Consider the following 26,411-nt stretch of genomic DNA (forward strand, 5'->3'; position numbering starts at 1 on the left):
AGAAAGTCACACAAAAAGTCCTTTGGAGGGCCTGCATTGACGCCGTGCTAACGGCCTCCAGGGGCGCATCGGGTTGCGCCTGATTGCCAAAAATTTGGCGCTCTTCCCTAATCTCTAGTTAACATGCAGGCGTTTGCATAACGCTGTGCAGGGCCTAACTGACCAAGGGACCCCAAGATGAACGAATCCAAGAAGACGTCGACCATTTCCCGCCGCACCGTGTTTGGCGGTGTGGGTGCCGCCGGTGCACTGGCCGCTGTGGCCGCTGTGCTGCCCAAGGCAGAGCCCGCCTCTGAAGTGGCCGCCGCGCCCGTGGCCCCTGCCCAAGAGGCTGAAGGCTACCGATTGACGGCCCACATCCAGCGCTACTACCAGACCGCTCGCGTCTGAGGCCGCTTGGGCCTGCATGGCCCGTTTTGTCGGTTCGCCGCCCCTGAAGGCGGCGCTGGCTCGATCCCATTGCTTGAATGACAGCGCGGCAGCCTGAGGGCTGCGGCTCGACCCCCAAGGAGACACTATGCTGCTGACCCGCAGATCCACGACGCCTCAAGCTTCGGCTTCATCCTCGCTGGTGAACAGTTTGGCCCGAGGCATCACGCGTGCCATTCCGACCATGGACCGTCGGTCCTTCCTGCGCCGCTCCGGTTTGGGTGTGGGGGCGGGTATCGCGGCGGGCCAATTGACCCTGGTGAAGAAGGCCGAAGCCGCCAGCTCGGCCCGTGCTGCGGCCGATGGCTCCGGCAAGGTGGAAGTCAAGCGCACCGTGTGCGGCCACTGCTCGGTGGGCTGCGCCATTGATGCGGTGGTGGAAAACGGCGTCTGGGTGCGCCAAGAGCCGGTGTTCGACTCCCCCATCAACCTGGGTGCACACTGCGCCAAGGGTGCGGCGGTTCGTGAGCACGGCCACGGCGAGTACCGCCTGCGCACCCCCATGAAGCTGGTGGACGGCAAGTACCAGCGCATCTCCTGGGATCAGGCCTACGAAGAGATCGCGGCCAAGATGCTGGAGCTGCGCAAGGAAAGTGGCCCGGACAGCCTGTTCTTTGTGGGCTCCTCCAAGCACAACAACGAGCAGGCCTATCTGCTGCGCAAGTGGGTCAGCTTCTGGGGCACCAACAACACCGACCACCAGGCCCGTATTTGCCACTCCACCACCGTGGCGGGTGTGGCGAACACCTGGGGGTATGGGGCCATGACCAACTCCTACAACGATATGCAGAACGCCCGCGCGGCGCTCTACATCGGCTCCAATGCGGCCGAGGCCCACCCGGTCTCCATGCTGCACATGCTGCATGCCAAGGAGAACGGCTGCAAGATGATCGTGGTCGACCCACGCTTCACCCGCACCGCAGCCAAGGCCGACGACTATGTGCGTATCCGCTCCGGCACCGACATTCCTTTCTTGTTCGGGGTGATGCACCACATCTTCAAGAACGGCTGGGAAGACAAGAAGTACATCGAGGACCGTGTCTATGGCATGGACAAGGTGCGCGAAGAAGCGCTGAACTTCTGGACGCCTGAGAAGGTGCAAGAGGCCTGCGGCGTCGATGAAGCCACGGTGCTGAAAGTGGCCAAGACCATGGCCGAGAACCGCCCCAGCACCATCGTTTGGTGCATGGGTCAAACCCAGCACACCATTGGCAACGCCATCGTGCGGGCGTCTTGCTTGCTGCAACTGGTCTTGGGCAATGTGGGCAAGAGTGGCGGCGGCACCAACATCTTCCGGGGCCACGACAACGTGCAAGGCGCGACTGACGTCGGCCCCAACCCTGACTCCCTGCCTGGCTATTACGGCTTGGCCGAAGGCTCTTGGAAGCACTTTGCCAAGGCCTGGGGCGTGGACTACGAGTGGATCAAGAAGCAGTACGCCTCGCCCGCGATGATGACCAAGTCCGGCATGACCGTCTCTCGCTGGATCGACGGTGTGCTCGAAAAGAACGAGCTGATCGACCAAGACAGCAATCTGCGCGGCATGTTCTTCTGGGGCCATGCGCCCAACTCCCAGACCCGCGGCCTGGAGATGAAGAAGGCCATGGACAAGCTGGACCTGCTGGTGGTCATCGACCCCTTCCCCAGCGCCACGGCCGCCATGGCGGCTATGCCGGGCAAGGCTGAAGACCTGAACCCCAAGCGTGCGGTCTACCTGCTGCCCACCACCACCCAGTTCGAAACCAGCGGTTCTTGCACCGCCTCCAACCGCTCTATTCAGTGGCGCGAGAAGGTCATTGAGCCGCTGTGGGAGAGCCGCACCGACCACATGATCATGACTCAGCTGGCCGAGAAGCTGGGCTTTGGCAAAGAGCTGGTCAAGAACTACAAGATGGTGCAAGGCAAGGGCGGCATGGAGCCTGAGACCGAGTCCATCCTGCGCGAGATCAACAGCTGTGTCTGGACCATCGGCTACACCGGCCAAAGCCCAGAGCGCCTGAAGGCCCACATGCGCAATATGAACGTCTTCGATGTGAAGACGCTCAAGGCCAAGGGCGGCATCGACAAAGAAACCGGCTACAGCTTTGACGGTGACTACTTCGGCCTGCCTTGGCCCTGCTACGGCACTCCGGCCATGAAGCACCCGGGCAGCCCCAACCTCTACGACACCTCTAAGCATGTGATGGACGGTGGCGGTAACTTCCGCGCCAACTTCGGCGTGGAGCGCGAAGGCGTGTCGCTGCTGGCTGCAGATGGCTCGCATTCGGTGGGGGCCGACATCACCACCGGCTATCCTGAGTTCGACCACATCTTGCTCAAGAAGCTGGGCTGGTGGGGCGAGCTGACCGAAGCCGAGCAAAAAGCGGCCGAGGGCAAGAACTGGAAGACCGACAGCTCCGGCGGCATCATCCGCGTGGCCATGAAGAACCATGGCTGCCACCCCTTTGGCAATGCCAAGGCGCGGGCCATCGTCTGGAACTTCCCGGACCCTATCCCGAAGCATCGCGAGCCGCTGTTCAGCAACCGGCCCGACATGATTGCCAAGTACCCGACCCACGACGACAAGAAGGCCTTCTGGCGCTTGCCCACTCTCTACAAGACGGTGCAGGAAAAGAACAAGGACATCGGCAAGAGCTTCCCGCTGATCATGACCAGCGGTCGTTTGGTGGAGTACGAGGGCGGCGGCGAGGAAACCCGCTCCAACCCGTGGCTCGCCGAATTGCAGCAGGACATGTTCGTCGAGATCAACCCCAAGGCCGCCAACGACCGGGGCATTCGCAACGGCGAATATGTGTGGGTCAAGACCCCGCCGATGGCTGCCGTGCCTGAGTTCAAGGGCCTGCGTGTCAAGGCGCTGGTCACCGAGCGGGTGGGTGCGGACACGGTCTTCCTGCCTTTCCACTTCTCGGGCCGCTGGGGCGGCATGGACATGGCACCGTTCTATCCGGCAGGCGCCATGCCCATCGTGCGTGGCGAGGCCATCAACACGGCCACGACCTACGGTTACGACAGTGTGACCATGATGCAAGAAACCAAAACCACGCTCTGCCAGATCGAGCGCGACGCGGCGTAAATGTTGACCCCCATCTGCTTCGCATCTGCCCCCCAAGGGGGCGCGCAGCAGACTTGGGGCGGCCCGGCGTCTGCTGCGCTGTCCCACTTTCACAGGAGTTTGTGATATGGCCAGAATGAAATTCATCTGCGACTCGGAGCGCTGCATCGAGTGCAACGGTTGCGTCACCGCCTGCAAGGCCGAGCATGACGTGCCCTGGGGCGTGAACCGCCGCCGCGTCGTCACCCTGAACGACGGTGTGCCCGGCGAGAAGAGCATCTCGGTGGCCTGCATGCATTGCAGCGATGCGCCTTGCATGGCGGTCTGCCCGGTGGACTGCTTCTACCGCACCGACGAAGGTGTGGTGCTGCACGACAAGGATGTCTGCATTGGCTGCGGCTACTGCTCTTATGCCTGCCCGTTTGGCGCGCCGCAGTTCCCGACCAACGGCACCTTCGGCCTGCGCGGCAAGATGGACAAGTGCACCTTCTGTGCCGGTGGCCCCGAAGCCAATGGCTCAACCGCCGAGAACGAAAAGTACGGCCGCAACCGCCTGGCCGAAGGCAAGCTGCCGGCCTGCGCGGAAATGTGCTCGACCAAGGCTTTGTTGGGTGGCGACGGCGACGTCGTGGCCGACATCTTCCGCACCCGTGTGTTGACCCGCGGCAAGGGCAGCGAAGTCTGGGGCTGGGGCACGGCTTATGGCAAGCCCACCAGCGGCGCCAAGACCGAGGAGGCCAAGTCATGAGCATGCGTACCATCACCCTCTGCGCCGCGCTGTCTCTGATGGCGCTGACGGCCTGCAGCGAGAAAGCTCAAACCGCAGGCACAGCGCGCAAGACTGATGCTGCCGCCCATACCGGTGCCAGCGCGGCCTACACGGCAGCCGGTTTCAAAGCCGGCGACAAAGCGGCCTGGGAGAACCAGATCCGCCAGCGCAATCAGGGTCAAAACGAGTATTCGCGGGCGCCTGCGGCGACCATGAAGCCCTGAGCCCCGGAGGTGCCCGTATGCATCCCATGATCACCCGTGGCCTGACGACGCTGACGCTGGGCGTGGCCCTGTCGCTGTCGGCTCAAGCCCAAACCACGGCTGCCGCAGAGCCTGCAGTGGCGGCGTCTGCGGCGCGCTCTGGCCCGCCTGCGGGCTTTGTGGCCCCGGCCGAGCCCAAGCCTGACGAGACCCAAGCCCAGCGCGCCAAGAGCCAACCCGGCAACAATGCGCCCACCTGGCGTGCGGTGCGCGAAAGCGGCACCACGCCGGGTTACAGCTCCCTGCCTGGTGCCGAACAAGGCGTGTTGATTCAACCCTTTGTGCAGTACCCCGGCTCGGCCAAGACCACGGCCGGCGAGGCTTGGCGCCAAGTTCGCAACCAGTGGATCATTCCTTATGGCGGCTCGCTGATCTTCTTGGCGGTGCTGGCCTTGGCCATCTTCTACTGGAAGCGCGGCCCGCTGGGCCATGACCACCCGGAAACCGGCCGCAAGATCGAGCGCTTCACGCCTTTTGAACGGGCTGCACACTGGACCAATGCGTCCGCCTTTGTGGTGTTGGCGGTCTCGGGCTTGGTGATGGCCTTTGGCAAGTTCCTCTTGCTGCCGGTCATCGGCAGCACCTTGTTTGGCTGGCTCACTTACGCCTTGAAGACGGCGCACAACTTCGTCGGCCCGCTGTTTGCGGTGTCGTTGATCGTGGTGGTCGTCACCTTCATCAAGGACAACTTTGCCAATGCGTCGGACTTCGTCTGGCTTAGCAAGCTGGGCGGCATGCTCAGCGACAAAGAAGTGCCGTCACACCGCTTCAATGCCGGTGAGAAGGGCATGTTCTGGTGGGGTGTGTTGATTCCTGGCTTGGTGGTCGTGGGCTCGGGCCTGATTCTCGACAAGCTGGTCCCTGGCCTGGCGTATCTGCGCGGTGATATGCAAGTCGCCCACATGATCCACGCCGTGGCCGCATTGATCATGACCACCTTGCTGATTGGCCACATCTACATGGGCACCATTGGTGTGAAGGGCGCACTGGGTGCGATGAAGACCGGCTATGTGGATGAAGCCTGGGCCAAAGAGCACCACGAGCTTTGGTACAACGATGTCAAAGCGGGCAAGATCCCTGCGCAACGCAGCACACCGCCCGCGCCCAACCCGACGCTGCAGCCTGGCGCCTGAGTGAGGAAACCGTATGAAGCAAGTTTTGATTCCCTTGGCGCTGGCCCTGGCCGCGGTGACTGTTCAAGCCAAGCTGCCGGCACCCAGCGATGAAGCCAAGGCCAAGGCCGCTGAAGCTGCGGCCAAGACCGCCCATGGCAACAAGGTGGCGGACTACCAGCTCTGCAAATCGCGTGAGCGTGTGGCCGACCATTACCGTGCCAGTGCCAAGAAGGCTGGCAAGGAGCCCGGCGCGCAAGTCGACACACCGGCCTGTGCAGACCCTGGCCCCTTTGTGCCGCCCGCACCTGCGGCCTCTGGCGCGGCTGCACCTGCCGCCGCCGTGGCCGCGCCTGCTGCCAGCGCTTCGGCCCCCAAGAAGCCCTGAGGCAGTTTCAACGGCGCGCAGCGCGGATTTGACGCACACTCCAGGCCCATGACCGCGCCTGCGCCCGCCTCCCCTCACAACGCTCAAGTCACCGCTCAAGGCGGTGCCTCGAGCCGCCCGCCTCGCACGCCGGTGTCCGGTGCGCCCCACCTCACGCAGGCCCAAGTCGGCATGCTGCGTGAGATCGAAGTGCAAGATGAGTACGGGCAGCGCCGCAGCATCCACATCCCGGCTGAGCGTCCGCTCACCGTCTTTGTCGACAAGCGTGAGTTGGTCACGCTGATGACCTTGGGGGCCGCCCCCGAGCTGCTGGTGCTGGGCTATTTGCGCAACCAGCGCTTGATTGCCGATGTCAGCGAAGTGGCCTCCATCACCGTCGATTGGGAGGTCAACGCGGCTGCTGTGCGCACGCACCGGGGCATTGCCAACCTGGAAGACCTCACGGCCCAGCGCGTGGTCACCACCGGCTGTGGCCAAGGCACGGTCTACGGCAGCGTGATGAGCCAAGTTGGCGCCGTGCAATTGCCGCCGCCCGCTGAAGCCCGCATTCGCCAAAGCACCTTGCAGACCTTGCTGGAGACCATGCGCCAGCAAGACAGCATCCACCGCAAAGCGGGCTCCGTCCATGGCTGCGCCTTGTTCCAGGGCGGCGAGATGCTGTACTTTGTCGAAGACGTGGGCCGCCACAACGCCATCGACACCATTGCCGGCTGGATGGGCCTGCATGGCGTGCACGGCGGCGACAAAATCTTCTACACCACCGGGCGCCTCACCAGTGAGATGGTGATGAAAGCCGCGCTGATGGGCGTGCCCATCATCGTCTCGCGCAACGGTGTCACCCACATGGGCCACGAACTGGCGACCCAGTTGGGGCTGACGCTGTTTGGCCGTGCCGCCAACAAGCACTTCCTGTGCTACTGCGGCTTTGAGCGCTTCGACGCCGAGCCGCTGCCGCCTTCGCCCACCATGCGGGTGGTGGCGGGCTGAAGGCACTGGCCATCAGCGAAGAGATGGCCACGCCGTGGCGCGATGCAGTGTTTTTTCATGTCTCCGTCTGAAGTGGTGTGCCCTTAGGCTAAGGTGCTGTCTGCCCGAACCTGATGCCTCACCATGCTCACAGACCTGATCGTTGCGTCCCTCGACGACGCGCCCGCCATCCTGACCGCCCAAGGCCACGCGAATATCTGGCCCACGCTGGAATCGCGCGGCCTGACCCCTGCTTTGTTGGCCAGCCTGCGGCGCGTGATGCGCGGCGAAGCCACGACGCTGGATCTTGTGAATGCTGACGTCGAACTGTTCGAGCTGCTCTCGCAGGGTGAGGGCACTGAACAAGGCGACCCCTGGCTGGCAGCGCTGCCGCAAGACTTGGTGCAGCATCTGGCCTTGATGGCCGAGACGGAGTGTGCGCCTGTGGCCGCGGCTTGGGCGCAAAGCGACGTGGCCCGCCGAGATCGCTGGCCCGTCGCCGAACTGACCCCGCTGCTGGCAGAGATGTCTGCCTTGGCTGCTGGCGCAGTGGCCCAGGGCAAAGGCATGCTGTTGTGGGTCTGCCCGTAATCTAGGCGTGATCGACAGGCCCCCGGTGCCTGAACACCCAGCCCTCGCCGCCTCGAAACGGAATGGAGGCTTCCAGCGTGGCGCCCAAGCGCCGCGCCACGGCGGCTGAGGCTTCATTGCCCACGGCCACCACACTGACAGCCGTGCGCCAGCCAAAATGTTCGTAGGCGGCCTGCAAAGCGCGCTGGGCGCCTTCAGTGGCATAGCCTTGGCCGTGATGGCCGGGCAGCAAGGCCCAGGTGACTTCAGGCTCCAGCCAGCCCTCGGGGAACCACAGGCCGCTCAAGCCCACCAACTCGCCGGTGGCCTTCAGCTCCAAAGCCCACGGGCCATAGCCGCGCAAGGCCCAGTGGCCTGAAAACACGGCGAACTTGCGCCAGGCCTCGTCGCGCCCGCAGGGGCCGCCATAGGTGGCAGAAATCTCACTCGCGTAAAAGCCCACCCAGGGCTCGAAGTCTTCGGGCGTGAAACCGCGCAAGCGCAAGCGCGGGGTTTCAAACACAGGAATGTCGAGAGGCATGCGTGTCAAAGTGTTTGGCGGTAACGCGCCAGCATCTCGGCTTGCGTCTCGGCCACCACCGCTTCGCCCCGGTACTGCGCGATCTGGTCGCGCATCATCTCGCCCATGCTGGGCAGGCGGCTGCGCTCGATGTGGCGGCTGGTATCCCACAGCGCAGAGCGCATCAGCGCTTTGGCGCAGTGCAGATAAGCGCCTTGCACCGTCACGCGAATCACCAGCTTGGGCACGCGGCGCTCGTCCTCACAGGCCTTCAACTCGGCCGGCGCCGTGCTCAGCACCGCCAGGCCATGCACACGCAAGGTTTCGTCCACGCCGGGCACCAGGAACAGCAGGCCCACCTCTGCCTGGCCGGCCACGCCCAAGGCCTGGCCCGAGGCAATATTCTCCAGCGTGTCCAGCCGGTTATTGCCTGGCGCATCGGGGATCAGCAGGGTCTGCGCATCCCAGACTTTGACAAAGCCGGGGGCGCCACCGCGCGGTGAGGCGTCTGCACCGGGGCTGCTGGCAAGGGCCGAGTGGGTGCTGACCACCACCAGAGGTGAGAGCGCGATGAACTGCTGGCAGTGCCGGTCCAACTCGGGCAACTCCTTTTTGGCAGAGCGTTCCCGGGTGGGCTCATAGAGGCGCCGCAGGGCCTCCACCGAGGAGATGTGAGGGCTGTTCATGGCCCAGAGTGTGCCCCGGCCCGACCTTTCACTTTAGGGGTAGGGTGTTGCGAATCGACGTCATCGCGCTGGGCTACCATGTGTCTCATGAAGGGGTTGATCCAAGACCCCCGTATTTCAACAAGGCGGAGGATCGACGATGGACAAGACCTTGTGGGTCGTGGGATGGTGTGCACGCTTGTCTGGCCGCGGAGCCTGCCCATGAGCGCGCGCCATCTGATGTTGCAGTCCGACAGCCGAGGCAGCGCTTGGGGCTTGGCGTCGGTGGTGGTGACTCTGGCGGCCTTCCCGCTGGCGTATCACTTTTTGCCTGCCGCAGCGCTGCCGCTGCTGGCCTTTGCGCTGGGCTACCAAGCCTATCGCCAACACAGACGCCAGTTGCGCCGGCCGGATGACAGCACTGCGTGGGGCCCCTTGATGCCCATGCTCTTGGCCGTAGTGGCCGAAGTGGCGCTGTTGATCTTGGTCTCCAAGTTTTGGGCCTGAGACCCGGCCTTCACCAAGTGCTTACGTCTCCCGCCCCCTCGGCCTGATAGCCGGGCAGGGCGTTGAGTTGCTCGCGCAGTGCCGGCTCTTGCAGGGACAGGCGCAGGGCTTGAACGGTCGGGTGTTGCAGCGTCGCAGGGCGGCACACCAAGAAGTAACGCTCGCTGGCCAAGGGGATGAAGTCCAGCTTGAACTGCCGTGCGGCGGTTTCCAAGCCAAAGCCTGCATCGGCCATGCCGCTGGCCACATAGGCCGCCACCGCCGCATGGGTGAATTCGCTCTGCTCAAAGCCCCGGATCTGGGCACCACTCAAGCCTTGTTGCGCCAACAAGCCTTCGAGCAAGAGGCGTGTGCCCGAGTCGGCCTGACGGTTGATGAAGCGCAGCCCTGTGCGCGCTAAATCAATCAGGGCGGAGAGCCCCAGAGGGTTGCCCGGCGGCAGCATCAGGCCTTGGCGGCGGCGGGCGATATGGATCATCTGCCAGCCCGGTTGTGCGGCTTGGGTTTCGCCCAGCCAAGGGGCGTAGCGAGCGCGGGCCACAGCCTCAAGCGCGCCTTCGGGCAGATGCAGGCCGGCAATGTCCGCATGGCCCTCTTGCAGGGCAGCGGCCGCAGCCACGGTGCTGGCGTAACGGTGTTCCAAGGCCACGCCTTGGGCGCTGAGGGCCGCCAGCAAAGCCTCGATGGCAAAGCCATGGCTGGCATGCAGCCGCAGTGCGGGGGCGGCACCGTGCAGGCTGGGTGCCAACTCTGCACTCAGCTCGGCGCTCAATTCATTGGCCAGGGTTTCCAGCAGCGGCCCCAGGCGGGCCTCAATGCGGCGCTGGGCCCACACCAGCTTGGCACCCAGGGGCGTCAAGCTGGAGCCCTTGCCACGCGCCATGCTCAGCAGCGGGCCGCCCAGCAGGCTCTCGCCCTGGCGCAGCAAGTCCCAGGCATGGCGATAGGACAGCCCCAGCACCGTGCTGGCCGCCTGCAGGCTGCCGCAGGCCTGCACCTGCACCAGCAGCTCCAGCAGGCGCGCCGGCAGCGGGCTGCCGCTGGCGGTGTTGATGGCCCAGACCGGGCGGATGCGGACGGCGCTGCTCACTGGAGATCGGCCTCATATTGCGGCCCAGTACCGCAGCGGCGAACATGCAGGCTGTGACTCATCGCCGCACCTCACCCTTCTCAACGTGCTTTGGGCGTCCGGCCTGCGGCGCTGCTTTGGCCTTCAGCGGCCAGGCGCTCGCGCAGCTTGTCTTTCTTGCTCTTGCGATGGCCCTTGATGCCACCATTCGGGTCCAGCCCCGTGCCACGGCCCGGCGTGGCCTCGGCTGCGTCAGCAGCCTCGCTGGACGCCGCGAGCGGCTCGCGGGGCTCAAAGCCAGGCACCGTCTCGCGCGGCACGCGCTGCCCCTGGCGCTTTTCGATCAGGCGAAAGTGCGCCTCAGCGGCCGGCGGCACGAAGCTGATGGCCTCGCCCTGGCCACCGGCGCGGCCGGTGCGGCCGATGCGGTGGATGTAGTCCTCGGGCGAGCGGGGCAGGTCCATATTGACCACGATGGGCAAGGCCTCGATGTGCAGGCCGCGCGCCGCCATGTCGGTGGCCACCAGCACCTGCACCTGCCCGCGCTTGAAGGCCAGCAGCGCGTCAGTCCGGGCGCCCTGGCTCATGTCGCCATGGAAGGGCGCGGCCCGGATGCCGTCGCGCCCCAGCTTGGCGGCCACATGCTCGGTGCGGTAGCGGCTGGCCACAAACACCAGGGCCCTGTCTTGCGGAGCCTGGGCCAGCAGGTGGCGCAGCAGCGGGCCGCGGCGCTCTTCTTCCACCACGATGGCGCGCTGCAAGATGTCGGGGCGGGCCGCCACCGCGCTGGCCAGGTCAATCTCCACCGGCTCGTGCAGCAAGGCTTCAGCCAGCGCCTTGACGCCCGGCGCAAACGTGGCCGAGCACAGCACGCATTGGCGCTGTTGGGGCAGCAGGGCCAGCACTTCGCTCAACTCGTCGGCAAAGCCCAGGTCCAGCAGGCGGTCTGCTTCGTCCAGCACCAGCGTGGCGACCTGGTCCAGGTGCAGGGCGTTGTGCCGCACCAGGTCCAGCAAACGGCCCGGCGTGGCCACCACGATGTCGGCGCCACCGCGCAAACCCATCATCTGCGGGTTGATGGAGACGCCGCCAAAGGCCACATTGATCTTGATGAGGCCGGGCAGCTCATGCGCCAGGTCGCGCAGGGTCTCGGCCACTTGCAGGGCCAGCTCGCGCGTGGGCACCAGCACCAAGCCGCGCACAGGGCGCGGGCTTTGGGGCTTGCCGGTCAGCCATTGCTGCAAGAGCGGCAAGGCAAAGGCAGCGGTCTTGCCCGAACCGGTGCGCGCCTGCACCCGCACATCGCGGCCGGCCAGCAGGGCCGGAATGGCCGAGGCCTGCACTGGCGTGGGTTGCAAAAAGTGGGCACGTGCGCAGGCCTGCACCAGGGCGGGCAACAAGCCCAGTTCAGAAAATGACATCCATTGACCTATTCAGCGTAGCCGCGCATGTTCGCACGGTATAAGAAAGACATGACTCCAAGCAACCATCCAGCCGCTGAGATGAACACGGTGGCCATTCCAGTCGAGGCCATCGGCAAGGCCGGCCGCGCGGGCGGCAAAAGCGGCCAAAGAGGCCACCTCAAAGGCCGACAGGTCGATGATGCGGCACGCGCGCTGGTGCGCAGCCTCATTGGCGACGGGCCCCATGCGCGGGACGAATTGATCGAGCATCTGCACCGGCTCAACGATAGCCAAGGCGCTTTGTTCAAGGGCCAGCTTGCCGCCCTGGCCGCCGAGATGCGGCTCTCTATGGCCGAGGTCATCGAGGTCGCCAGCTTCTATCACCACTTTCAGGTGCTCGACGACGACGAGGCCGCCCCCGCGCTGACCTTGCGCGTGTGCGACAGCCTGAGCTGCGCCATGGCGGGGGGGCGTGAGCTGCTGGCGCGCTTGGGCGAGGCGCTGTCGCCCCAGGTGCAGGTGGTGGCCACACCCTGTGTGGGCCGCTGCGAGCAGGCCCCCGTGGCCGTGCTGGGCCAGCGCCCGCTGTTGCGGGCCACACTGCCTGCGGTCTTGCAGCAGGTGGCGCAGGGCGATGGTGCCTCGCACCCGCCCGCCGCACAGGCCCCGCAAGCCTATGACCCTGCGGCCCAGGCGCCCTGTGCCTTGACGCGAGGCGATGAGCCGCTCTCGCCGCCCTGGACAGGCCTGGCGGCCTATCGCGCCCAAGGCGGCTATGCGCTGTGGCGGGCGGTGGTGGCAGGGCAAAAGAGCGCCGAGGAGGTGCTGTCCGAGATGGAAGCCTCGGGCTTGCGGGGCCTGGGCGGTGCGGGCTTTCCGGCGGGGCGCAAATGGCGCATCGTGCGCGAGCAGCCGGCGCCTAGGCTGATGGCCGTCAACATCGACGAGGGCGAGCCCGGCACCTTCAAAGACCGCAGCTATCTGGAGCGCGACCCGCACCGCTTCTTGGAAGGTGCGTTGGTGGCCGCCCAGGTGGTGGGCGTCAGCGCGATCTACATTTACCTGCGGGATGAGTACCACGGCGCCCGCGCCGTGTTGCAGCAGGCGCTGGCCGAGTTGCAGGACTTTGCGAACGAGTCCTCTGTCGGCGCGCTGCCTCCCATCATCCTGCGCCGGGGCGCGGGGGCGTATGTGTGCGGCGAAGAGTCCGCGATGATCGAGAGCATCGAAGGCAAGCGCGGTGAGCCCCGCCTGCGCCCGCCCTACATCGCGCAGCGCGGTTTGTTCGGCCGCCCCACCCTGGAGCACAACTTCGAAACCTTGTACTGGGTGCGGGACATCGCCCAGCGCGGCGCGGCTTGGTTCACCGGCTTTGGCCGGCATGGCCGGGTGGGCTTGCGCTCCTTCTCGGTCAGTGGGCGGGTGCGGCAGCCGGGCGTCAAGCTGGCACCGGCCGGCATCACCTTGCGTGAGCTGGTGGAGGAGTATTGCGGCGGCATGGCCGAGGGGCATACGCTTTACGGCTATCTGCCCGGCGGGGCCTCGGGCGGCTTGCTGCCGGCCCGGCTGGCCGATGTGCCGCTGGACTTCGACACCTTGCAGCCACATGGCTGCTTCATTGGCTCGGCAGCGGTGGTGGTCTTCAGCCAAGCCGACAGCGCGCGGGCGCTGGCTCATAACGCCATGCAGTTCTTCGCGCATGAAAGCTGCGGCCAGTGCACCCCCTGCCGCGTGGGCACCGACAAAGCGGCGCACCTGATGGGCCTGCCCGGCACCTGGGACCACCCGACCTTGAACGACTTGAGCACCGTGATGATGGACGCCTCGATCTGCGGCCTGGGGCAAGCCGCTCCGAATGTGATCCGCTGCGTGCAGCGCTACTTCCCTGAAGAAGTTGGCAACCCAGGAGACGCATCATGAGCAGCAGCGTGGTCTTGAACGGTCAGGCGCACACACCCCAGCCCGGTGAGAGCATTTTGCAAATGGCCCAGCGCGTGGGCGTGAGCATCCCGCACCTCTGTGCCAAAGACGGCTTGCGCCCCGATGGCAACTGCCGCGCTTGCGTGGTGGAGATCGACGGCGAGCGCACCCTGGCGGCCTCGTGCTGCCGCGCCGCTGAGCCTGGCCTGGTGGTGCGCAGCGACAGCCCGCGCGCGCAAAAAGCCCAAGCGATGGTGTTGGAGCTGCTGTTGGCCGACAGGCCCGCTGAGGGCCAGGCCTGGGTGGCGGGCCAGGCGGCGCAGCCGCATGGCGAGCTGAGCGAATGGAGTGCAGCGCTGGGCGTGAGCGTGCGACCCGCCTTGGCCGCGCTGGCGCAAGCCGGCCCTGCAGCAGACTTGAGCCACCCGGCCATGGCGGTCAACTTGGACGCCTGCATTCAGTGCACCCGCTGCGTGCGGGCGTGCCGTGAAGAGCAGGTGAATGATGTGATTGCCGTCACCGGCCGGGGCGCGCACACCCGCATCAGCTTTGACCTCGGGGTGGGCATGGGCGAGAGCAGCTGCGTGGCCTGCGGCGAGTGCGTGCAGGCCTGCCCCACCGGCGCTTTGTCGCTCAAGACCTTGCAGGGGGACCTGAGCGTGGACCGCGAGGTGCATTCCGTCTGCCCTTATTGCGGTGTGGGCTGCCAGCTGACCTACCAGATCAAAGACGAGCGCATCGTGGCGGTGCAGGGCCGAGACGGCCCGGCCAACCAAGGCCGTTTGTGTGTGAAGGGCCGCTTTGGCTTTGACTATGTGCACCATGCGGGGCGGCTGACCACGCCCTTGATCCGCAAGGCCGGCGTGCCCAAGCTGGCCAGCGATGCCGAGCGCCAAGGCGACTGGCGCGAGGTCTTCCGCGAAGCCACCTGGGAAGAGGCCTTGGACTTTGCCGCCGGTGGCCTGAAGCGCCTGCGTGACCAACACGGCCTGAAGGCCTTGGCCGGCTTTGGCTCGGCCAAGGGCAGCAATGAAGAGGCCTATCTCTTCCAAAAGCTGGTGCGCACCGGCTTTGGCAGCAATAACGTGGACCACTGCACGCGGCTCTGCCATGCGTCCAGCGTGGCCGCCTTGCTGGAGGGCGTGGGCTCGGGGGCGGTGAGCAACCCGGCCATCGATGTGACCGAGGCCGAGCTGATCTTGGTGATCGGCTCCAACCCCACGTCCAACCACCCGGTGGCCGCCACTTGGATGAAAAACGCCGCCCAGCGCGGTGCCAAGATTGTGCTGGCCGACCCGCGCCGCACCGACATCGCGCGCCATGCGTGGCGCACCTTGCAATTCCGTCCCGATACCGATGTGGCCATGGTCAATGCGATGCTGCACACCATCATCGAAGAAGACTTGGTCGATCAGGCGTTTGTGAGGGAGCGCACCACGCATTTCGAGGAGCTGAAGGCCACGGTGGCGGCCTACTCGCCCGAGCGCATGGCGCCCATCTGCGGCATCCCGGCCGAGACTCTGCGCGAGGTAGCTCGCGCCTTTGCCACCGCCAAGAGCGCCATGGTGCTGTGGGGCATGGGCGTGAGCCAGCATGTGCATGGCACGGACAACGCCCGCTGCTTGATTGCGCTGGTGGCCATCACCGGCCAGATCGGCAAGCCGGGCTCGGGCCTGCACCCGCTGCGCGGCCAGAACAATGTGCAGGGCGCCAGCGACGCGGGCCTGATCCCGATGATGTTCCCCAACTACCAGCGGGTGAACAACCCGGAGGCGCACGCCTGGTTCGAGCAGTTCTGGGGCCAGCCGCTGGACGCCACACCGGGCTACACCGTGACCGAGATTTTGAAGAAGGCGGTGGCACCTGCGAGCGACCCGCACAAGGTCTGGGGGATGTATGTCGAGGGCGAAAACCCGGCGATGAGCGACCCGGACCTGAACCATGCGCGCGCTGCTTTGGCGGCGTTGGAGCATTTGGTGGTGCAAGACATCTTCATGACCGAAACCGCCTGGCTGGCCGACGTCATCCTGCCCGCTTCGGCCTGGCCCGAGAAGACCGGCACGGTGACCAACACCGACCGCACGGTGCAAATGGGCCGCCGGGCGCTGAACCCACCTGGCCAAGCCCGGCAGGACTTGTGGATCATCCAGCAGATCGCCCAGCGCATGGGCCTGAACTGGCACTACCCCGGGCCCGAGAGTGGCGTGGCGGCCGTCTATGAAGAGATGCGCCAGGCCATGCACGGGGTGATTGCCGGTGTGAGCTGGCAGCGCCTGGAGCGCGACAGCGCGGTGACCTACCCTTGCCTGAGCGAGGACGACCCCGGTCACCCCATCGTCTTCATCGACCACTTCCCCACGCCCGACGGCAAGCTGCGCTTGGTGCCCGCCGACATCATCCCCGCCGCCGAAAAGCCAGATGACGACTACCCCTTTGTGCTCATCACCGGCCGGCAGTTGGAGCATTGGCACACCGGCAGCATGACCCGCCGCACCGAGGTGCTGGACGCTCTTGAGCCCCAGCCCACCGCCAGCTTGAATGGCGCAGATTTGCAGCGCTTAGGCGTTCAGCCGGGTCAAGCTTTGACCGTGGCCTCTCGCCGTGGGCAGATCACCCTGACCGCCCGCCGCGACGACGGCACCCCGCCCGGCACCGTGTTCATCCCCTTTGCCTACACCGAGGCGGCGGCCAACCTGCTGACGAATGCGGCGCTGGACCCCTTCGGCAAGATTCCGGAGTTCAAGTACTGCGCGGTCAAGGTAATGCGGGCAGATACAGCGCCAGCGACTGCGCCTTGGGTGGGGCAGGCGTCTCAGGGTCCTGCACGGCAATTCGCAGGGCATTGAGAGACAAAACCCGCTTGGGGTGTGGCGCGCGCCAGGAGGGCTGGGGGGACCGCCGCCGCTCATGTCCTCCGCCCCGCCTGTCGGCGGGGCTCCCCCTTTACTTCGCTTTGGCAGTCCCCCCAACCCTCCTGGCCGGTCACCCGGGGCGGCCTATCAGGTCAAGTCCCCCACTGTCTTTTGGTGGTGGTGCCGCCAAAAAACTCCCGCCATCAGTCCTTGTGTTGACCGAGCAGATTGATCGGGCTCAAGGTCAGGGTCAGCCAGGACGACTAAGGTTTAACCCTTAACAGGGTGCGCGAGCCTGCGGGCCGCGCACAGCGCGGGATGATGTTGATCAATGTAGATCGCCATCTTCATGCTTCAGGCCATCTCCCAAAAGGATTGGCTGAAGAGTGTGCGCTAACACCCTCACCAAATTCTTGGCCTTTTAGATCGTTCTGACATGGTTCAACTTCAACCGGCTGGTATGCCCTCCGGCACCATTGGTGGCCGCAGGCAGCGTTCTTCTGTGTTTTTTGCGCCACTGTGGCGGGCCTCTGCGGCGCAGGCCGCTTGGGCCTTTGCGGCCTGGGCGACAGCGCTCTTGGTGCCCTGGTGGGCGGCCACTGCCCTGACTCAGGCCTATGGGGTGGAGCTGCGTTGGGCGGTGCAGCCCAGCCTGAGCGTGGCCCTGGTGGCGGTCTTTGGCCTCTTGCCCTTGGTGGTGTCAGCCGTGGCCTTGGCGGTGTTGCCGCGTTGGCTGCAGCCCTCGGCCGAATTGGCACGCACGGCCAGCTTGCCCGCGCGGGCACTGGCCACGCCGCTGTACCTGATGATGGCGGGTTTGCCGCTGGCCCTGCTGGGCTTGCACCTGCACACTGCCGTGGCTGCCCTGGGCTTGGCCGTGGGCGCGGCCGGGCTGGCCCTGGTGGCGGGCCGCAGCATGGTCTTGATGCTGGAGAGCCCTGGCCGCGACCGCGACCATGCCCGCGTGGTCGTACTGGGCTTGGCCGTGTTGGCGGTGGCCCAGTGGGTGGCGGCGGTGGCCTTGGTGCTGCATCTGCCGCTGGTGGCCCAAGCCGCTGCGGCGCTGGCCTTGTGGGGCGGTGCGGCCCTGGTGTTGACGACGGTCGCCCTTCGCCAAATGCCCCGGTTTGCGGCCGATGTGCTGCCTGCCCAAGCCGCATGGCACTCGCGCGCCTTGTTGGCCGCACTCAGTCTGGTGCTGATGTTGGAAGCCGTGCTGAGCGCGGCGCAAGCCTTGTCCGGTGGCAGCTTGGGCGCCGCTCCGGCCATCGTGGCTGCGGCCGTAGAAGCCGCTGCCTGCGTGCTCTTGTGCTGGCTGGCACTGCGTTGGGGCTTGCGGGCGTCATTGCAGCGCCGTGCCGAAGCCCATGACGAGTCAGGTGAGCCGGTGTGGGCGCGTGCGGGCAGCCAGCGCTTGCTGGCGATGGGTCAGTCGGGCTTTGCTTGGGCCGCCGTGGCCCTGGGCTTGCAGGCCGTCTCCCACCTGACCTTGGCGCTGAGCCAAGGCCAACTCTCCTTGGGGGCTGCCCCGACCTTGGCCTTGGGGCTGGGCGCCGTGGCCAGCTTGAGCCTGGCGCTGTGCACCCGCGAAGCCGCTCGCGCGGCGGGCCAAGCACTGTGTGCCACCCGTTGGGACGGCATCTTGGCGGGCGTGCTGCAGGCCGGCGCCCTGTTTGCCGTGCTGGGGGCCTTGTTCCCTGCCAAGGCCACGGCCTTGAGCCTGCTGGCCCTGCAGTTTTGCGGGCTGGCCGCATTGACCTGGGCACTGCGCCAGCGTCGTCGCTGAAGCACCTCGTCCGTCCCGCTGACATGGGAGCGCATGGCACACTGAGCCATGCGCTCCCATTTGCTTTTTGACCTGGACGGCACCCTCTCCGACCCCAGCTTGGGCATCGCCCGCTGCATCAACCAGGGCTTGCAGGCCCTGGGCTACGAAGCCCGGCCCGAGGCCTCCCTGCACCGCTACATCGGCCCGCCCCTGGACCAGACCTTCAAGGCGCTCACGAGCCGCGACGATGCCGCCCATCTGGCCGAGCTGGTGGCCGCTTACCGCGAGCGTTATGCCCAGCGTGGCTATGCTGAAAACACGCTCTACCCGGGCGTGCCCGAGGCGCTGCAAGCCCTGCGCCAAGCCGGCGCCGTGCTGGGCTTGGTGACCAGCAAGCGCGTGGACTTTGCCGAGCAAATCCTCGACCTCTTCGGCCTGCGCCATCACTTTGCCTGGGTCAGCGGCGGTGAGATCGGCACGCCGAAGTGGCAGCAATTGCAGGCGCTGTGCGCCAGCGGCCAGGTGGCCGAGCACGCCATCATGATCGGCGACCGCGATGTGGACCTGCAAGCCGCCCACCGCAACGGCCTGCGCAGCGCCGCCGTGTATTGGGGCTTTGGCAGCGCGGAAGAACTTCAGGCGGAGCAGCCCCACCACCACTGCCACGCACCTGCGGATTGGTTGAAGCTTTGGCCCTGGCCCACCCATGGCCTGTGATGAGGTGCCCATGACCGCCCCCACGGTGTCCCCCCAATCCGCTTGGCCGACGGCCAGGCTGCTGCTGCGGCCATGGCAAGACAGCGACCGCGAGCCATTTGCTGCACTCAACGCCGACCCTGAAGTCATGCGTTACTTCCCCAGCCCCTTGAGCCGAGCGCAAAGCGACGCCATGGTGGACCGCATCCAGCAGCGCATGGCCGAGCAAGGCTGGGGCCTGTGGGCCGTGCAGCGCCAAGACACCACCGCCTTCATCGGCTTTGTGGGCTTGGCCCGCCCCAATGCCGAGCTGCCCTTCGCACCCTGCGTGGAAGTCGGCTGGCGCTTGGCCCGCGCCCACTGGTACCAGGGCTTTGCCACCGAAGCCGCCCGCGAAGCTTTGCGTATCGGCTTTGAGTGCCTGGGCCTGCCCGAGATCGTGTCCTTCACCGCCGCTATCAACCAGCCCTCACGGGCGGTGATGGAGCGCTTGGGAATGGTCAACCGTGGTGAGGACTTTGATCACCCGGCGGTGCCGGAGGGTAGCCCGCTGAGGAGGCATGTGTTGTATCGATTGAGTTAGACACAGGCCTCAGCAGCCGATCCAAAGCTCAATGCGGGTCAACTGGCCTTTGCTGTACTTCAGGTCGTAAGCGCTTTCCAACGAGGCGCCCTTGCGTGTTGGTACGCGCAGCGTGGAGGCATCAATCTCCATGGGCTTGAGACCGGACGAAGATTTGAAGGCTTCAAAGGACAGTGTGCTGCCTGGCACCTTGGTTGCGAAATCGAGGGTGCCTAGACTTGGGCCTAGGTCAGCCCACCGCAGCACCGCTGTCTTGCCATCACTTTCAAAGGCCGCGTGAGCGTAGGTCAGCAGCTTGATGTTGTCGGCCTCGTAGGCACTGTCGCACTCATGTGGAGACTTTTCCGTCTTCAGAGGCTCTCCAAGGGCTTGATGGACTCTGCTGAGTGGCACCGGTTCAGCGGATACAGACAAGTCCTTGCCGAGGATGATCGAGATCGCCCCATCGTGACTGGCCGCAGCAGAAGGCGCTGAGGCTGAACTGGCGGCAGGCCCGCCCTTGCTACCACAAACATCTGCGGCAAAGGCTGCCTGATCAACCGCGCCGGACTTGCTGCGACAAGCCGCTTCGCAATAGCGATTAAAGGCATCTTCGTTGAAGCCTGGCGTCTGCGAAGCGGCCACCCACTGAGACCTGGCCGCAGAAGGCAAGAACATGGAGATATCAGGGCCGCACTGCGCCTCGTGAGCACAGGTGTTCAGGACTTCCAAGGCACTGGTGCAGGCTGAGGACAGTGCTAAAGCTTTCACAGGCGGCTCAACGGCCACCGACGAGGCCGCGACGATGGATTGGGAAGCAGTCTGTGGTGTAGTGGAGGTCCCGGAGGGGCTGCAGGCGGACAGAGCAACCGCGCTCAGCAGGGCCACGGCGCGGTGGAGGCTTGTCCAGGATTGGCGAGCAAACAGGGTGGAGTGGTTCATGACAAGCTTGAGAAAATCCTATTTCGGCATCGTATAGCTGACCAGGAAGGGCAGGGGGTCTAGTCGCCCACCGAGCCCTTTGCCGATGTCGTTGGTGCGATGCCGGACTTCAAAGTGAAGGTGCCCTCCTTTGGCAATCGTCGTCATGCCCTTGGCGTTGCCACTGGCGCCGGTTTTGCCCAGCGCCTTTCCGGCAGTGACGAACTTGCCATTTGGTTTGTCCAGAGCTGCATCGATTTCGCTGAGGTGCGCATAGAAAAAATACACCTCCTTATTGTTGGGGTAGCTCGCCTGGTAGTGCTTTCTTTGCTTTTCAGGCAGGTCATTGACATCGACAGCAAGCAGCACATAGGCACCAAAGTTGGCGGTCGCAGTGAAGGCTCTTGAGAGGCTGATCACCTTGCCATTGGCCACGGCATAGATAGTCGTGCCGGAATCGGCCGCCAAGTCAATGCCTTGGTGATTCTTGGTGTTGTTGTTTCTGACCTTGCCGAAGGTGGCACTGCGGGCACTTGCAAGTCCCGCGGTTCGGATCGTGCAAACCGCCAATGGGTTGACCAGCTTTCCGATGCCACCAACAGTGCCGGGATCAGAGCTGCCCGCGGCAGGTGCCGGTGGGTTGGCTGTTTGTCTTGTGGGTGGAGACGGCGCAGGCACCGCCTTAGCTTTGGGTTTAGCCGCTGCTTGACCATTGAGCGCCTTGGCAATGTCGCTCATGGTTCTGGGCTGCAGACCATCGGGCTTCACCATGAAGTTCACGACGTTGATCTTGGAGTCCGTATAGGCGTAAAGCCAGTAAGGGTAGGCTAGGGCGTATTTGCCGTCGAAGCGCCCCGCTAGTTCCTTGGCTTTCTTTGCGCCAACTTGAATGGGAAGCAACTCCGCCGCTCGCTCTTCAGTCAGAGCACCCTTGATGACATCCAAGGCACCTGCCGCACCTTCGTGGTGTGCCAAGTACATGACTTTGGCCTTGTCTTCCGGTGCCAGTGCGGCAATATTCAGACCCTTGTCTGCCAAATAGTCGAGGTTGATCAAGCCATAGACCGCTGCTGCATCTATGGAGTATGCAGGCGTGAAACGCAAGGCCAATACGGGCGCGGACTTGATGTCGGTCTTGACCTTTCCCTTCTTGCCGTAGATCGAGTAAGTGTCGCCCTGCCATTGGCCGTTGACCTGCTCATAGCCATGATCGGCCTTCAGTTTTTGATTGACGGCCGAACGCTTGTCTGTTGCGACCTGCAACCAGGTGCGATTCAAGAATTGGGTGAGGCCAGCTGCACTTGAGCTTCCAGCTTGGGCGTTGGCGTTCCACTCACCACTCTCCAGTTTGCTGGCTTCGGCATTGATGAGGGCAGCCAGCGCATGGGGCGTCAGAGCATGCTTCTTGCTGATGTCCAACAGTAGTTTTCTGTACTTCTCGTTGGCGGGACTCAGGTGCAGGTTACCCTCCGCAAAAACTGCACCAACGGCCTGCTGTGGTTTGCCACCATCCACTCGAGTCTCTTTGACAACCGGCTGTGGCTGCTGTGGCTTGGGCGCTGTTGTGGCAGGGGCTGCGGCCGGTTTGCTTGCGGCACTGGATCCCACCTTGGCCGCTGGTGCTGGTGAACCGGAGCTAGGTTGAACGGGGATGTGGGGCGTTGGGTGGGTACGCTGAATCTCCCGCTTGACGTCGGCGCTAGCACGTGCGCTGCTGCCTTGTTCGACCCAATACTTGCCGCGCACCAGCATGCGCCGTGAAGTCAGGGTGAGCTGCTTCTTGCCGAGGGGTAAGGCCTCGTGTTCAGCAATCAGCGCGTACCGGCCGTCAAGCTCCTTGAACCACACTTTGAGACCTTTGGCGTGGTCCAAGACTTTGACAGGGCCTACCAAGCCCTGATCAGATCCCACAAGCTCTTTGTGTCCTGCGTCGAATTCCAATTTCAGCTTTGGCCGTTTGATGGGGCGAAAGGCCAGGTCAAGTACGCGGATGGTGAGTTCTGTGTCCACGTCGTCTTGAGCGTCGGGCAGCACAATGACCTGACCAATGCTCAGGATGTGCTTTTGCCGACCTTGCAAGTGATTCAAACGGGCAAGCGTCTCTACGTCGGTGTCAAAGTGCTGACTGATGCCCCATAACGTGTCGCCAGATTTGACGGTGTAAGTTCTTGCCTTAGTGGCCATGGCGCTCATCCATCACGTCAGACTCTTCCTCTCGACCTTCTTCATCACTGATCAGGTCTTCAGCAAACTGATCCGTTTCAGCGATCTCAGAGTCGTCCACATCCTCGAACTGCGCCGTCCATGAGTCGTAACCCGCCAAAGCCAAATAGTCTTGCACTTGTTCGGCCTGGGTCAGTTGAGTCGTGCCATCAGAGCTGAGCGCAGAGGTCCAAATTGATTGCCGACTTACAGGGTCGAACAACTGAATTTGTGCTTCAGAGAGGACCTCTCCCTCCAGTGAGTAAAGTGCAAAGGACTTTGCGTACTGTGCCTCTAACTTTGGAAGTTCGGGAAGACTCAGGGACGCGGACATGTTCCCCGGCCCCGTAAAGTTCTTCATCCCCGCCTTCAGCTCAATGCTGCCGGGCCCGGTGAGGCTGATCTTGCCGCCTTCGATGCGGATGGCGGCACCGCCGGCGGTCAGCAGGACGTGGCTGGGGGCGCCGACGGTGACTTCGGCGCTGGTGCTGGTGACGCTGACGTTGGCGTCGGAGGTGAGGTGGGTGGCGCCGCTTTGGGTTTGGGTTTGCACGCTGCCGCTGGCCGCGTGCAGGGCCATGCCGGTCTCGGTGTTGGGCTTGGCGGTGTGGGTGGCTTTGCCGTAGGTGTAGAGCACGATGCCGTCTTTGGCGGCACTGCTGTGGTGGCCTTGAGCCAAGTGTTGCAGGTCTTGCCCGGCGACCCACGTGCTGGTGGCGCCAGCGCTGATGAGGTGGTGGGCCGGGGTGACGCTGGCGACGCCGCCGGGGGCGGCCAGAATGAGGTCGGGGCGAGCCCAGGCGGGGATGGTGCCTTCACCGCCTTGAATGGCGGTGTTGGATGTCTCGCCTTGGATGGCGGTGTTGGAGGACTCGCCTTGGTCGCTTCCGCTATCACCTGCCGCAGACGCTTCAGTGCCCCCGCTCTCCATCACCGCCGCCAAGCTCTTCAAGGTGGCATGGTGGCCGCGCTCGGCGGGCAGTTGCTTGTCGGCTTGCTCGGCCGTTGCACCCTTCACCTGAGGCTCCGTGGCCAGCTTGGCATGGTGGGCTTGGGCGCTCTCCGCCAGGGTGTGCAGCAGGGCTTGGCTTTGCTCCAGGCGGCTGATGGGCTCGCGGCTGTCCATTTGCGCACCGCCGCTGGTGCTGGTGGGTTTGGCATGTGCGCTGATGAGCAGGCCTTGCCCTGCGCGCACCGCGCCCCAGGCGCTGGTGGCCAGGTCCAGGCCGTGGCCTCGGGGCTGCAGGCGCTGGTTGTCGGTTTGCTGCAGCAGGTGGCCCAGTTGCAGGCGCGTGGCCGCGCTGCTGCTGGAGAGTTGGATGCGGTTGGCGCCGGGGCTGTCGTCCAGCACCAGTTGGTTGCAGCCGCCTTGGCCAGTGTGGCTGCTGCTCAGCTCCTGGCTCTTGAAGCCGCTGTGCACTTGGGGGTGGGCGTGTGCTTGTAAGTCGCCTTGCTTGGCATTGCCCGGGAACCAGGCATTGGCGCTGCCCACGGCGCCTGCGGCCCCGGCCGAGACGGCGTTACCTTGTGCATCGGGCTGGCCCTGGCCGTTGTAGAGGCTGCCCAGTACCACGGGGCGGTCGATGTCGCCGCCGGTGAAGCCCACCACGACCTCTTGCCCCACGCGGGGCGTGAACACGCTGCCCCAGTTGGCACCGCTTTGGCGCTCGGCCACACGCACCCAGCTCCAGGCGGCCTCTGACGCGGGCGCGTTAGAGCCGGCCACGTGGTCCAGGCGATGGCTGGATTGCGTGCCCCGCTGCCAGTGGAACTGCACCTTGACGCGGTGGTCGCGGTCGGTGTGCACCGGGTCGCCCAGGCCCACCACCAACGCCGTTTGGACGCCGGTGATGCGGGGGCGGGGGCGCAGCCGCACTTCGGGTGTTTGCAGGGTACCGCTCGTGTCGGGCAGCGTGGCCAAGGCATAAGGGGCCACCGGCAGGGCCATGGGCTGAACCACCAGGGTGCAATGGTGGATGGGCTCGGGGCTTTGGTTGGGCAGGTCGCGCGCGGCGGCGTCTTCTGCATCGTCGTCTGCGCTGTCGTCGCGCGCGTGATCCACCAAGCTGATGCTGGACGCACCGGCGCCCAGCAGCTCTGCCCCTGCACCCAGCACGGCTTCAAAGGTCACGGGGCCGAGCAAATTGGCGAGGCCCGCTTTGATGTCGGCGCGCAGGTTGTTGCGGGCCTGATGCACGGTGGCGAGGGTGACGAACTGGTCGTCCAGCGGGTTCAGACCCGTGTGCAGTGGATGCTCCGTCAGCAGCCAGTGCGTGCCCGGGGCGGCTTGGCGCAGGCTGCTGCGCAGGCTCTGGCGGCTGCGCAGCGCGTCCAGCGCCTGCACCTGGCGCAGGGCCAAGCGCTCGCCGTGCGTGGCGTCTACATAGTTGTAGGCGCCGGGCACGTCGCTCAGGCTCAGCTCGGGCAGGGTGCCGGGGCCGCTGCCCGTTTGGCTGACCGGGCGCGCGCCCAAGCTGCGGTAGTCCTCGCTGGCCAGGTGTACGCTGGCCGCTTGCACCTGGGCCAGGCGGCTCAGGCTGTGCACGCTGTCTTCGGGCAGCACCGCGCTGCTCTGCGTGAAGCGCACTACGGGCTGGGCATTGGGCTTGAGCGCCGGGTTGTGGTCGGCGATCACCAGGGTGTGTTGGCCCAGGCCCGCGCCAGTGGGCGCGGCGCTGTGTTCCCACCACGCAAACAAACCTTCTTCGGCCAGCAGGCGCTGCACAAAGGCCAGGTCGGTCTCTTGGTATTGGGTGCACAGGCTGCGCTGCGGGTAGACGCTGGCATCGGCCAGCTCCCAGCGCCAAGCGGGCGCAAGCTGACCTTGGTTCTGGTAATCCGCGAAGACCTCATCGATGATCTGCATTACCGTTTGGTTCTGGAAGACCCACGCATCTTGGCGCTGGCCCAAAAAGGCCAGCCAGGGTTCCAGCGTGAGGCGGTAGCGGGCCAGCCCGCCGTCACTGCCCAGCAGAGCCACTTGGGTGATGTGGGCGTGCCAGGGGCGCAAGGTTCCGTCGGCCAGCAGCAGCTCCAGCACAGCGGGCTGGCCCATCAGGCTCTTGAGCTTCAGGTGGGTGTTGGTGCACAGCGCGTCCAGCTCAATGCGCAGGCCCGCGTCGCCCCCCTGCACGCTGGGGGCTTCGTGCAACAAGGCTTCTCGGATGGTGGCACGCTCGGCCAACAGCACATCGGGGCCGAGTGGCGTGTGCAAGCGCAGCAGGCGCTGGGCTTGTGTGGGTGCCCCGCTGAGCTCCCCGCTGAGGGCAGCCACCACCTGGCTGACCAAGGCCGCGGTGGAGGCAGGGAAGAGGGTGGCGATGGACATAGACAAAAAGAACAGGGCTGGGGGGCGAGCCGACTGGGCGTACTTAAACGGCAGGCACAGCCAGCGTCAGAGGAGATCCAAGCGGATCAGGCCGCCTGGCTGTGCAGGATGGAGTTTCAGACGCCAGCGGGCGGCGGGCGCGCTGCTGTACAGGCGCACACTCAGCCGGCCGTCTTGGGGCAGATGCTCGACCTCCCACGGCCCCGCACTCATAGCCCGCAAGGCGGCTTGGGCTTGCACACGGCAGTGTGCGGGGGCCTGGGCCAGCCAGGCGATCAGCAGCTCGGGCTCGTGCTCGTCGTTGGCCAAGGCCGACCCCAGCCAGGGCCGCAGGGCCTCCCAGCTGTGCGGCATGCAAAACGCCGCCGCGGCGCTGTGCGGGCCGCAGGCGGGGCGGGCTGCAGGGGCTGAGGGCGTCGCAGAATTCAGTGAGTCGTCCATGACGGCAT

At 65.2% G+C, this 26,411-nt stretch carries 22 protein-coding genes; 14 read left to right on the forward strand and 8 right to left on the reverse strand.

What is annotated here, in order from left to right:
- Positions 1-177: 177 nt before the first annotated feature.
- The 8 genes from KAK11_RS18775 (at position 178) to KAK11_RS18810 (ending at position 7,570) form a co-directional block, all read left to right on the forward strand.
- Complete coding sequence (locus KAK11_RS18775; protein ID WP_210810913.1) at positions 178-390, forward strand: formate dehydrogenase; 213 nt, start codon at positions 178-180, stop codon at positions 388-390.
- A gap of 127 nt (positions 391-517) precedes the next feature.
- Positions 518-3,502, forward strand: coding sequence for a formate dehydrogenase subunit alpha (locus KAK11_RS18780; RefSeq protein ID WP_210810914.1), 2,985 nt, complete (start codon positions 518-520; stop codon positions 3,500-3,502).
- A 106-nt stretch (positions 3,503-3,608) separates the two neighbouring features.
- A complete protein-coding gene (gene fdh3B, locus KAK11_RS18785; RefSeq protein ID WP_210810916.1) occupies positions 3,609-4,229 on the forward strand; it encodes a formate dehydrogenase FDH3 subunit beta in 621 nt (206 codons plus the stop codon).
- Positions 4,226-4,474 (forward strand): hypothetical protein, encoded by a 249-nt coding sequence (locus tag KAK11_RS18790; protein WP_310737835.1) that lies wholly within the window; start codon positions 4,226-4,228, stop codon positions 4,472-4,474. Before fdh3B ends, KAK11_RS18790 begins: the two co-directional genes overlap by 4 nt.
- Before the next feature lie 26 nt (positions 4,475-4,500).
- A complete protein-coding gene (locus KAK11_RS18795) occupies positions 4,501-5,646 on the forward strand; it encodes a formate dehydrogenase subunit gamma (protein ID WP_246499163.1) in 1,146 nt (381 codons plus the stop codon).
- A 13-nt stretch (positions 5,647-5,659) separates the two neighbouring features.
- Entirely contained in the window at positions 5,660-6,013 is a 354-nt protein-coding gene (locus KAK11_RS18800; RefSeq protein ID WP_210810918.1) for a hypothetical protein, read from the forward strand.
- Between the two features lie 171 nt (positions 6,014-6,184).
- Positions 6,185-7,000, forward strand: coding sequence for a formate dehydrogenase accessory sulfurtransferase FdhD (locus KAK11_RS18805; RefSeq protein WP_246499164.1), 816 nt, complete (start codon positions 6,185-6,187; stop codon positions 6,998-7,000).
- Between the two features lie 123 nt (positions 7,001-7,123).
- Complete coding sequence (locus KAK11_RS18810; protein WP_210810921.1) at positions 7,124-7,570, forward strand: hypothetical protein; 447 nt, start codon at positions 7,124-7,126, stop codon at positions 7,568-7,570.
- A 1-nt stretch (position 7,571) separates the two neighbouring features.
- Here KAK11_RS18810 and KAK11_RS18815 read toward each other — a convergent pair whose 3' ends face one another.
- Positions 7,572-8,090, reverse strand: a complete 519-nt coding sequence (locus tag KAK11_RS18815) for a GNAT family N-acetyltransferase (protein ID WP_210810923.1) — start codon at positions 8,088-8,090, stop codon at positions 7,572-7,574.
- A gap of 5 nt (positions 8,091-8,095) precedes the next feature.
- Positions 8,096-8,755, reverse strand: a complete 660-nt coding sequence (locus tag KAK11_RS18820; protein ID WP_210810924.1) for an MSMEG_1061 family FMN-dependent PPOX-type flavoprotein — start codon at positions 8,753-8,755, stop codon at positions 8,096-8,098.
- A gap of 201 nt (positions 8,756-8,956) precedes the next feature.
- On the opposite strand from KAK11_RS18820, the gene KAK11_RS18825 reads away from it, so the two are divergent.
- A complete protein-coding gene (locus KAK11_RS18825) occupies positions 8,957-9,241 on the forward strand; it encodes a hypothetical protein (RefSeq protein WP_210810925.1) in 285 nt (94 codons plus the stop codon).
- A 10-nt stretch (positions 9,242-9,251) separates the two neighbouring features.
- Here the strand turns inward: KAK11_RS18825 and KAK11_RS18830 are convergent, their stop codons facing one another.
- Both KAK11_RS18830 and KAK11_RS18835 read right to left on the reverse strand, forming a co-directional pair.
- On the reverse strand, positions 9,252-10,331 hold the full coding sequence (locus tag KAK11_RS18830; RefSeq protein ID WP_210810927.1) for a substrate-binding domain-containing protein: 1,080 nt from the start codon (positions 10,329-10,331) through the stop codon (positions 9,252-9,254).
- Between the two features lie 80 nt (positions 10,332-10,411).
- On the reverse strand, positions 10,412-11,731 hold the full coding sequence (locus tag KAK11_RS18835; protein ID WP_210810928.1) for a DEAD/DEAH box helicase: 1,320 nt from the start codon (positions 11,729-11,731) through the stop codon (positions 10,412-10,414).
- Between the two features lie 51 nt (positions 11,732-11,782).
- On the opposite strand from KAK11_RS18835, the gene KAK11_RS18840 reads away from it, so the two are divergent.
- The 5 genes from KAK11_RS18840 (at position 11,783) to KAK11_RS18860 (ending at position 19,532) form a co-directional block, all read left to right on the forward strand.
- Complete coding sequence (locus KAK11_RS18840; RefSeq protein WP_210810931.1) at positions 11,783-13,633, forward strand: NADH-ubiquinone oxidoreductase-F iron-sulfur binding region domain-containing protein; 1,851 nt, start codon at positions 11,783-11,785, stop codon at positions 13,631-13,633.
- The gene (fdhF, locus tag KAK11_RS18845; protein ID WP_210810933.1) at positions 13,630-16,479 is read left to right on the forward strand and encodes a formate dehydrogenase subunit alpha; all 2,850 of its coding nucleotides are present in this window, start codon (positions 13,630-13,632) and stop codon (positions 16,477-16,479) included. The genes KAK11_RS18840 and fdhF overlap by 4 nt, the downstream gene beginning before the upstream one ends.
- Positions 16,480-16,921: 442 nt before the next feature.
- Positions 16,922-18,271 (forward strand): hypothetical protein, encoded by a 1,350-nt coding sequence (locus KAK11_RS18850; protein WP_210810935.1) that lies wholly within the window; start codon positions 16,922-16,924, stop codon positions 18,269-18,271.
- A gap of 48 nt (positions 18,272-18,319) precedes the next feature.
- Positions 18,320-18,970, forward strand: coding sequence for an HAD family hydrolase (locus KAK11_RS18855; protein WP_210810936.1), 651 nt, complete (start codon positions 18,320-18,322; stop codon positions 18,968-18,970).
- A 10-nt stretch (positions 18,971-18,980) separates the two neighbouring features.
- Positions 18,981-19,532 (forward strand): GNAT family N-acetyltransferase, encoded by a 552-nt coding sequence (locus KAK11_RS18860; protein WP_210810938.1) that lies wholly within the window; start codon positions 18,981-18,983, stop codon positions 19,530-19,532.
- Positions 19,533-19,541: 9 nt separating this feature from the next.
- On the opposite strand, the gene KAK11_RS18865 is transcribed toward KAK11_RS18860, so the two are convergent.
- From KAK11_RS18865 to KAK11_RS18880, 4 genes are all read right to left on the reverse strand, one after another.
- Positions 19,542-20,189, reverse strand: coding sequence for a hypothetical protein (locus KAK11_RS18865; protein ID WP_210810939.1), 648 nt, complete (start codon positions 20,187-20,189; stop codon positions 19,542-19,544).
- Between the two features lie 282 nt (positions 20,190-20,471).
- Positions 20,472-22,616, reverse strand: coding sequence for a LysM peptidoglycan-binding domain-containing protein (locus KAK11_RS18870; protein WP_210810940.1), 2,145 nt, complete (start codon positions 22,614-22,616; stop codon positions 20,472-20,474).
- The gene (locus KAK11_RS18875; protein ID WP_210810941.1) at positions 22,606-25,962 is read right to left on the reverse strand and encodes a type VI secretion system Vgr family protein; all 3,357 of its coding nucleotides are present in this window, start codon (positions 25,960-25,962) and stop codon (positions 22,606-22,608) included. The genes KAK11_RS18870 and KAK11_RS18875 overlap by 11 nt, the downstream gene beginning before the upstream one ends.
- Before the next feature lie 66 nt (positions 25,963-26,028).
- Complete coding sequence (locus KAK11_RS18880) at positions 26,029-26,403, reverse strand: hypothetical protein (RefSeq protein ID WP_210810943.1); 375 nt, start codon at positions 26,401-26,403, stop codon at positions 26,029-26,031.
- Positions 26,404-26,411: the final 8 nt, after the last annotated feature.

It is taken from the genome of Ideonella paludis, from assembly GCF_018069865.1.
Lineage (GTDB): Bacteria > Pseudomonadota > Gammaproteobacteria > Burkholderiales > Burkholderiaceae_C > Ideonella > Ideonella paludis.

Coding starts and splice junctions, on each gene's coding strand:
- KAK11_RS18805 (WP_246499164.1), top strand. CDS start 6,185: ATGCTGCGTGAGATCGAAGTGCAAGATGAGTACGGGCAGCGCCGCAGC.
- KAK11_RS18880 (WP_210810943.1), bottom strand. CDS start 26,403: ATGGACGACTCACTGAATTCTGCGACGCCCTCAGCCCCTGCAGCCCGC.
- KAK11_RS18855 (WP_210810936.1), top strand. CDS start 18,320: ATGCGCTCCCATTTGCTTTTTGACCTGGACGGCACCCTCTCCGACCCC.
- KAK11_RS18850 (WP_210810935.1), top strand. CDS start 16,922: ATGGTTCAACTTCAACCGGCTGGTATGCCCTCCGGCACCATTGGTGGC.
- KAK11_RS18860 (WP_210810938.1), top strand. CDS start 18,981: ATGACCGCCCCCACGGTGTCCCCCCAATCCGCTTGGCCGACGGCCAGG.
- KAK11_RS18780 (WP_210810914.1), top strand. CDS start 518: ATGCTGCTGACCCGCAGATCCACGACGCCTCAAGCTTCGGCTTCATCC.
- KAK11_RS18800 (WP_210810918.1), top strand. CDS start 5,660: ATGAAGCAAGTTTTGATTCCCTTGGCGCTGGCCCTGGCCGCGGTGACT.
- KAK11_RS18875 (WP_210810941.1), bottom strand. CDS start 25,962: ATGTCCATCGCCACCCTCTTCCCTGCCTCCACCGCGGCCTTGGTCAGC.
- KAK11_RS18820 (WP_210810924.1), bottom strand. CDS start 8,755: ATGAACAGCCCTCACATCTCCTCGGTGGAGGCCCTGCGGCGCCTCTAT.
- KAK11_RS18810 (WP_210810921.1), top strand. CDS start 7,124: ATGCTCACAGACCTGATCGTTGCGTCCCTCGACGACGCGCCCGCCATC.
- KAK11_RS18790 (WP_310737835.1), top strand. CDS start 4,226: ATGAGCATGCGTACCATCACCCTCTGCGCCGCGCTGTCTCTGATGGCG.
- KAK11_RS18825 (WP_210810925.1), top strand. CDS start 8,957: ATGAGCGCGCGCCATCTGATGTTGCAGTCCGACAGCCGAGGCAGCGCT.
- KAK11_RS18815 (WP_210810923.1), bottom strand. CDS start 8,090: ATGCCTCTCGACATTCCTGTGTTTGAAACCCCGCGCTTGCGCTTGCGC.
- KAK11_RS18775 (WP_210810913.1), top strand. CDS start 178: ATGAACGAATCCAAGAAGACGTCGACCATTTCCCGCCGCACCGTGTTT.
- fdh3B (WP_210810916.1), top strand. CDS start 3,609: ATGGCCAGAATGAAATTCATCTGCGACTCGGAGCGCTGCATCGAGTGC.
- KAK11_RS18840 (WP_210810931.1), top strand. CDS start 11,783: ATGACTCCAAGCAACCATCCAGCCGCTGAGATGAACACGGTGGCCATT.
- KAK11_RS18795 (WP_246499163.1), top strand. CDS start 4,501: ATGATCACCCGTGGCCTGACGACGCTGACGCTGGGCGTGGCCCTGTCG.
- KAK11_RS18835 (WP_210810928.1), bottom strand. CDS start 11,731: ATGTCATTTTCTGAACTGGGCTTGTTGCCCGCCCTGGTGCAGGCCTGC.
- fdhF (WP_210810933.1), top strand. CDS start 13,630: ATGAGCAGCAGCGTGGTCTTGAACGGTCAGGCGCACACACCCCAGCCC.
- KAK11_RS18870 (WP_210810940.1), bottom strand. CDS start 22,616: ATGGCCACTAAGGCAAGAACTTACACCGTCAAATCTGGCGACACGTTA.
- KAK11_RS18865 (WP_210810939.1), bottom strand. CDS start 20,189: ATGTTCTTGCCTTCTGCGGCCAGGTCTCAGTGGGTGGCCGCTTCGCAG.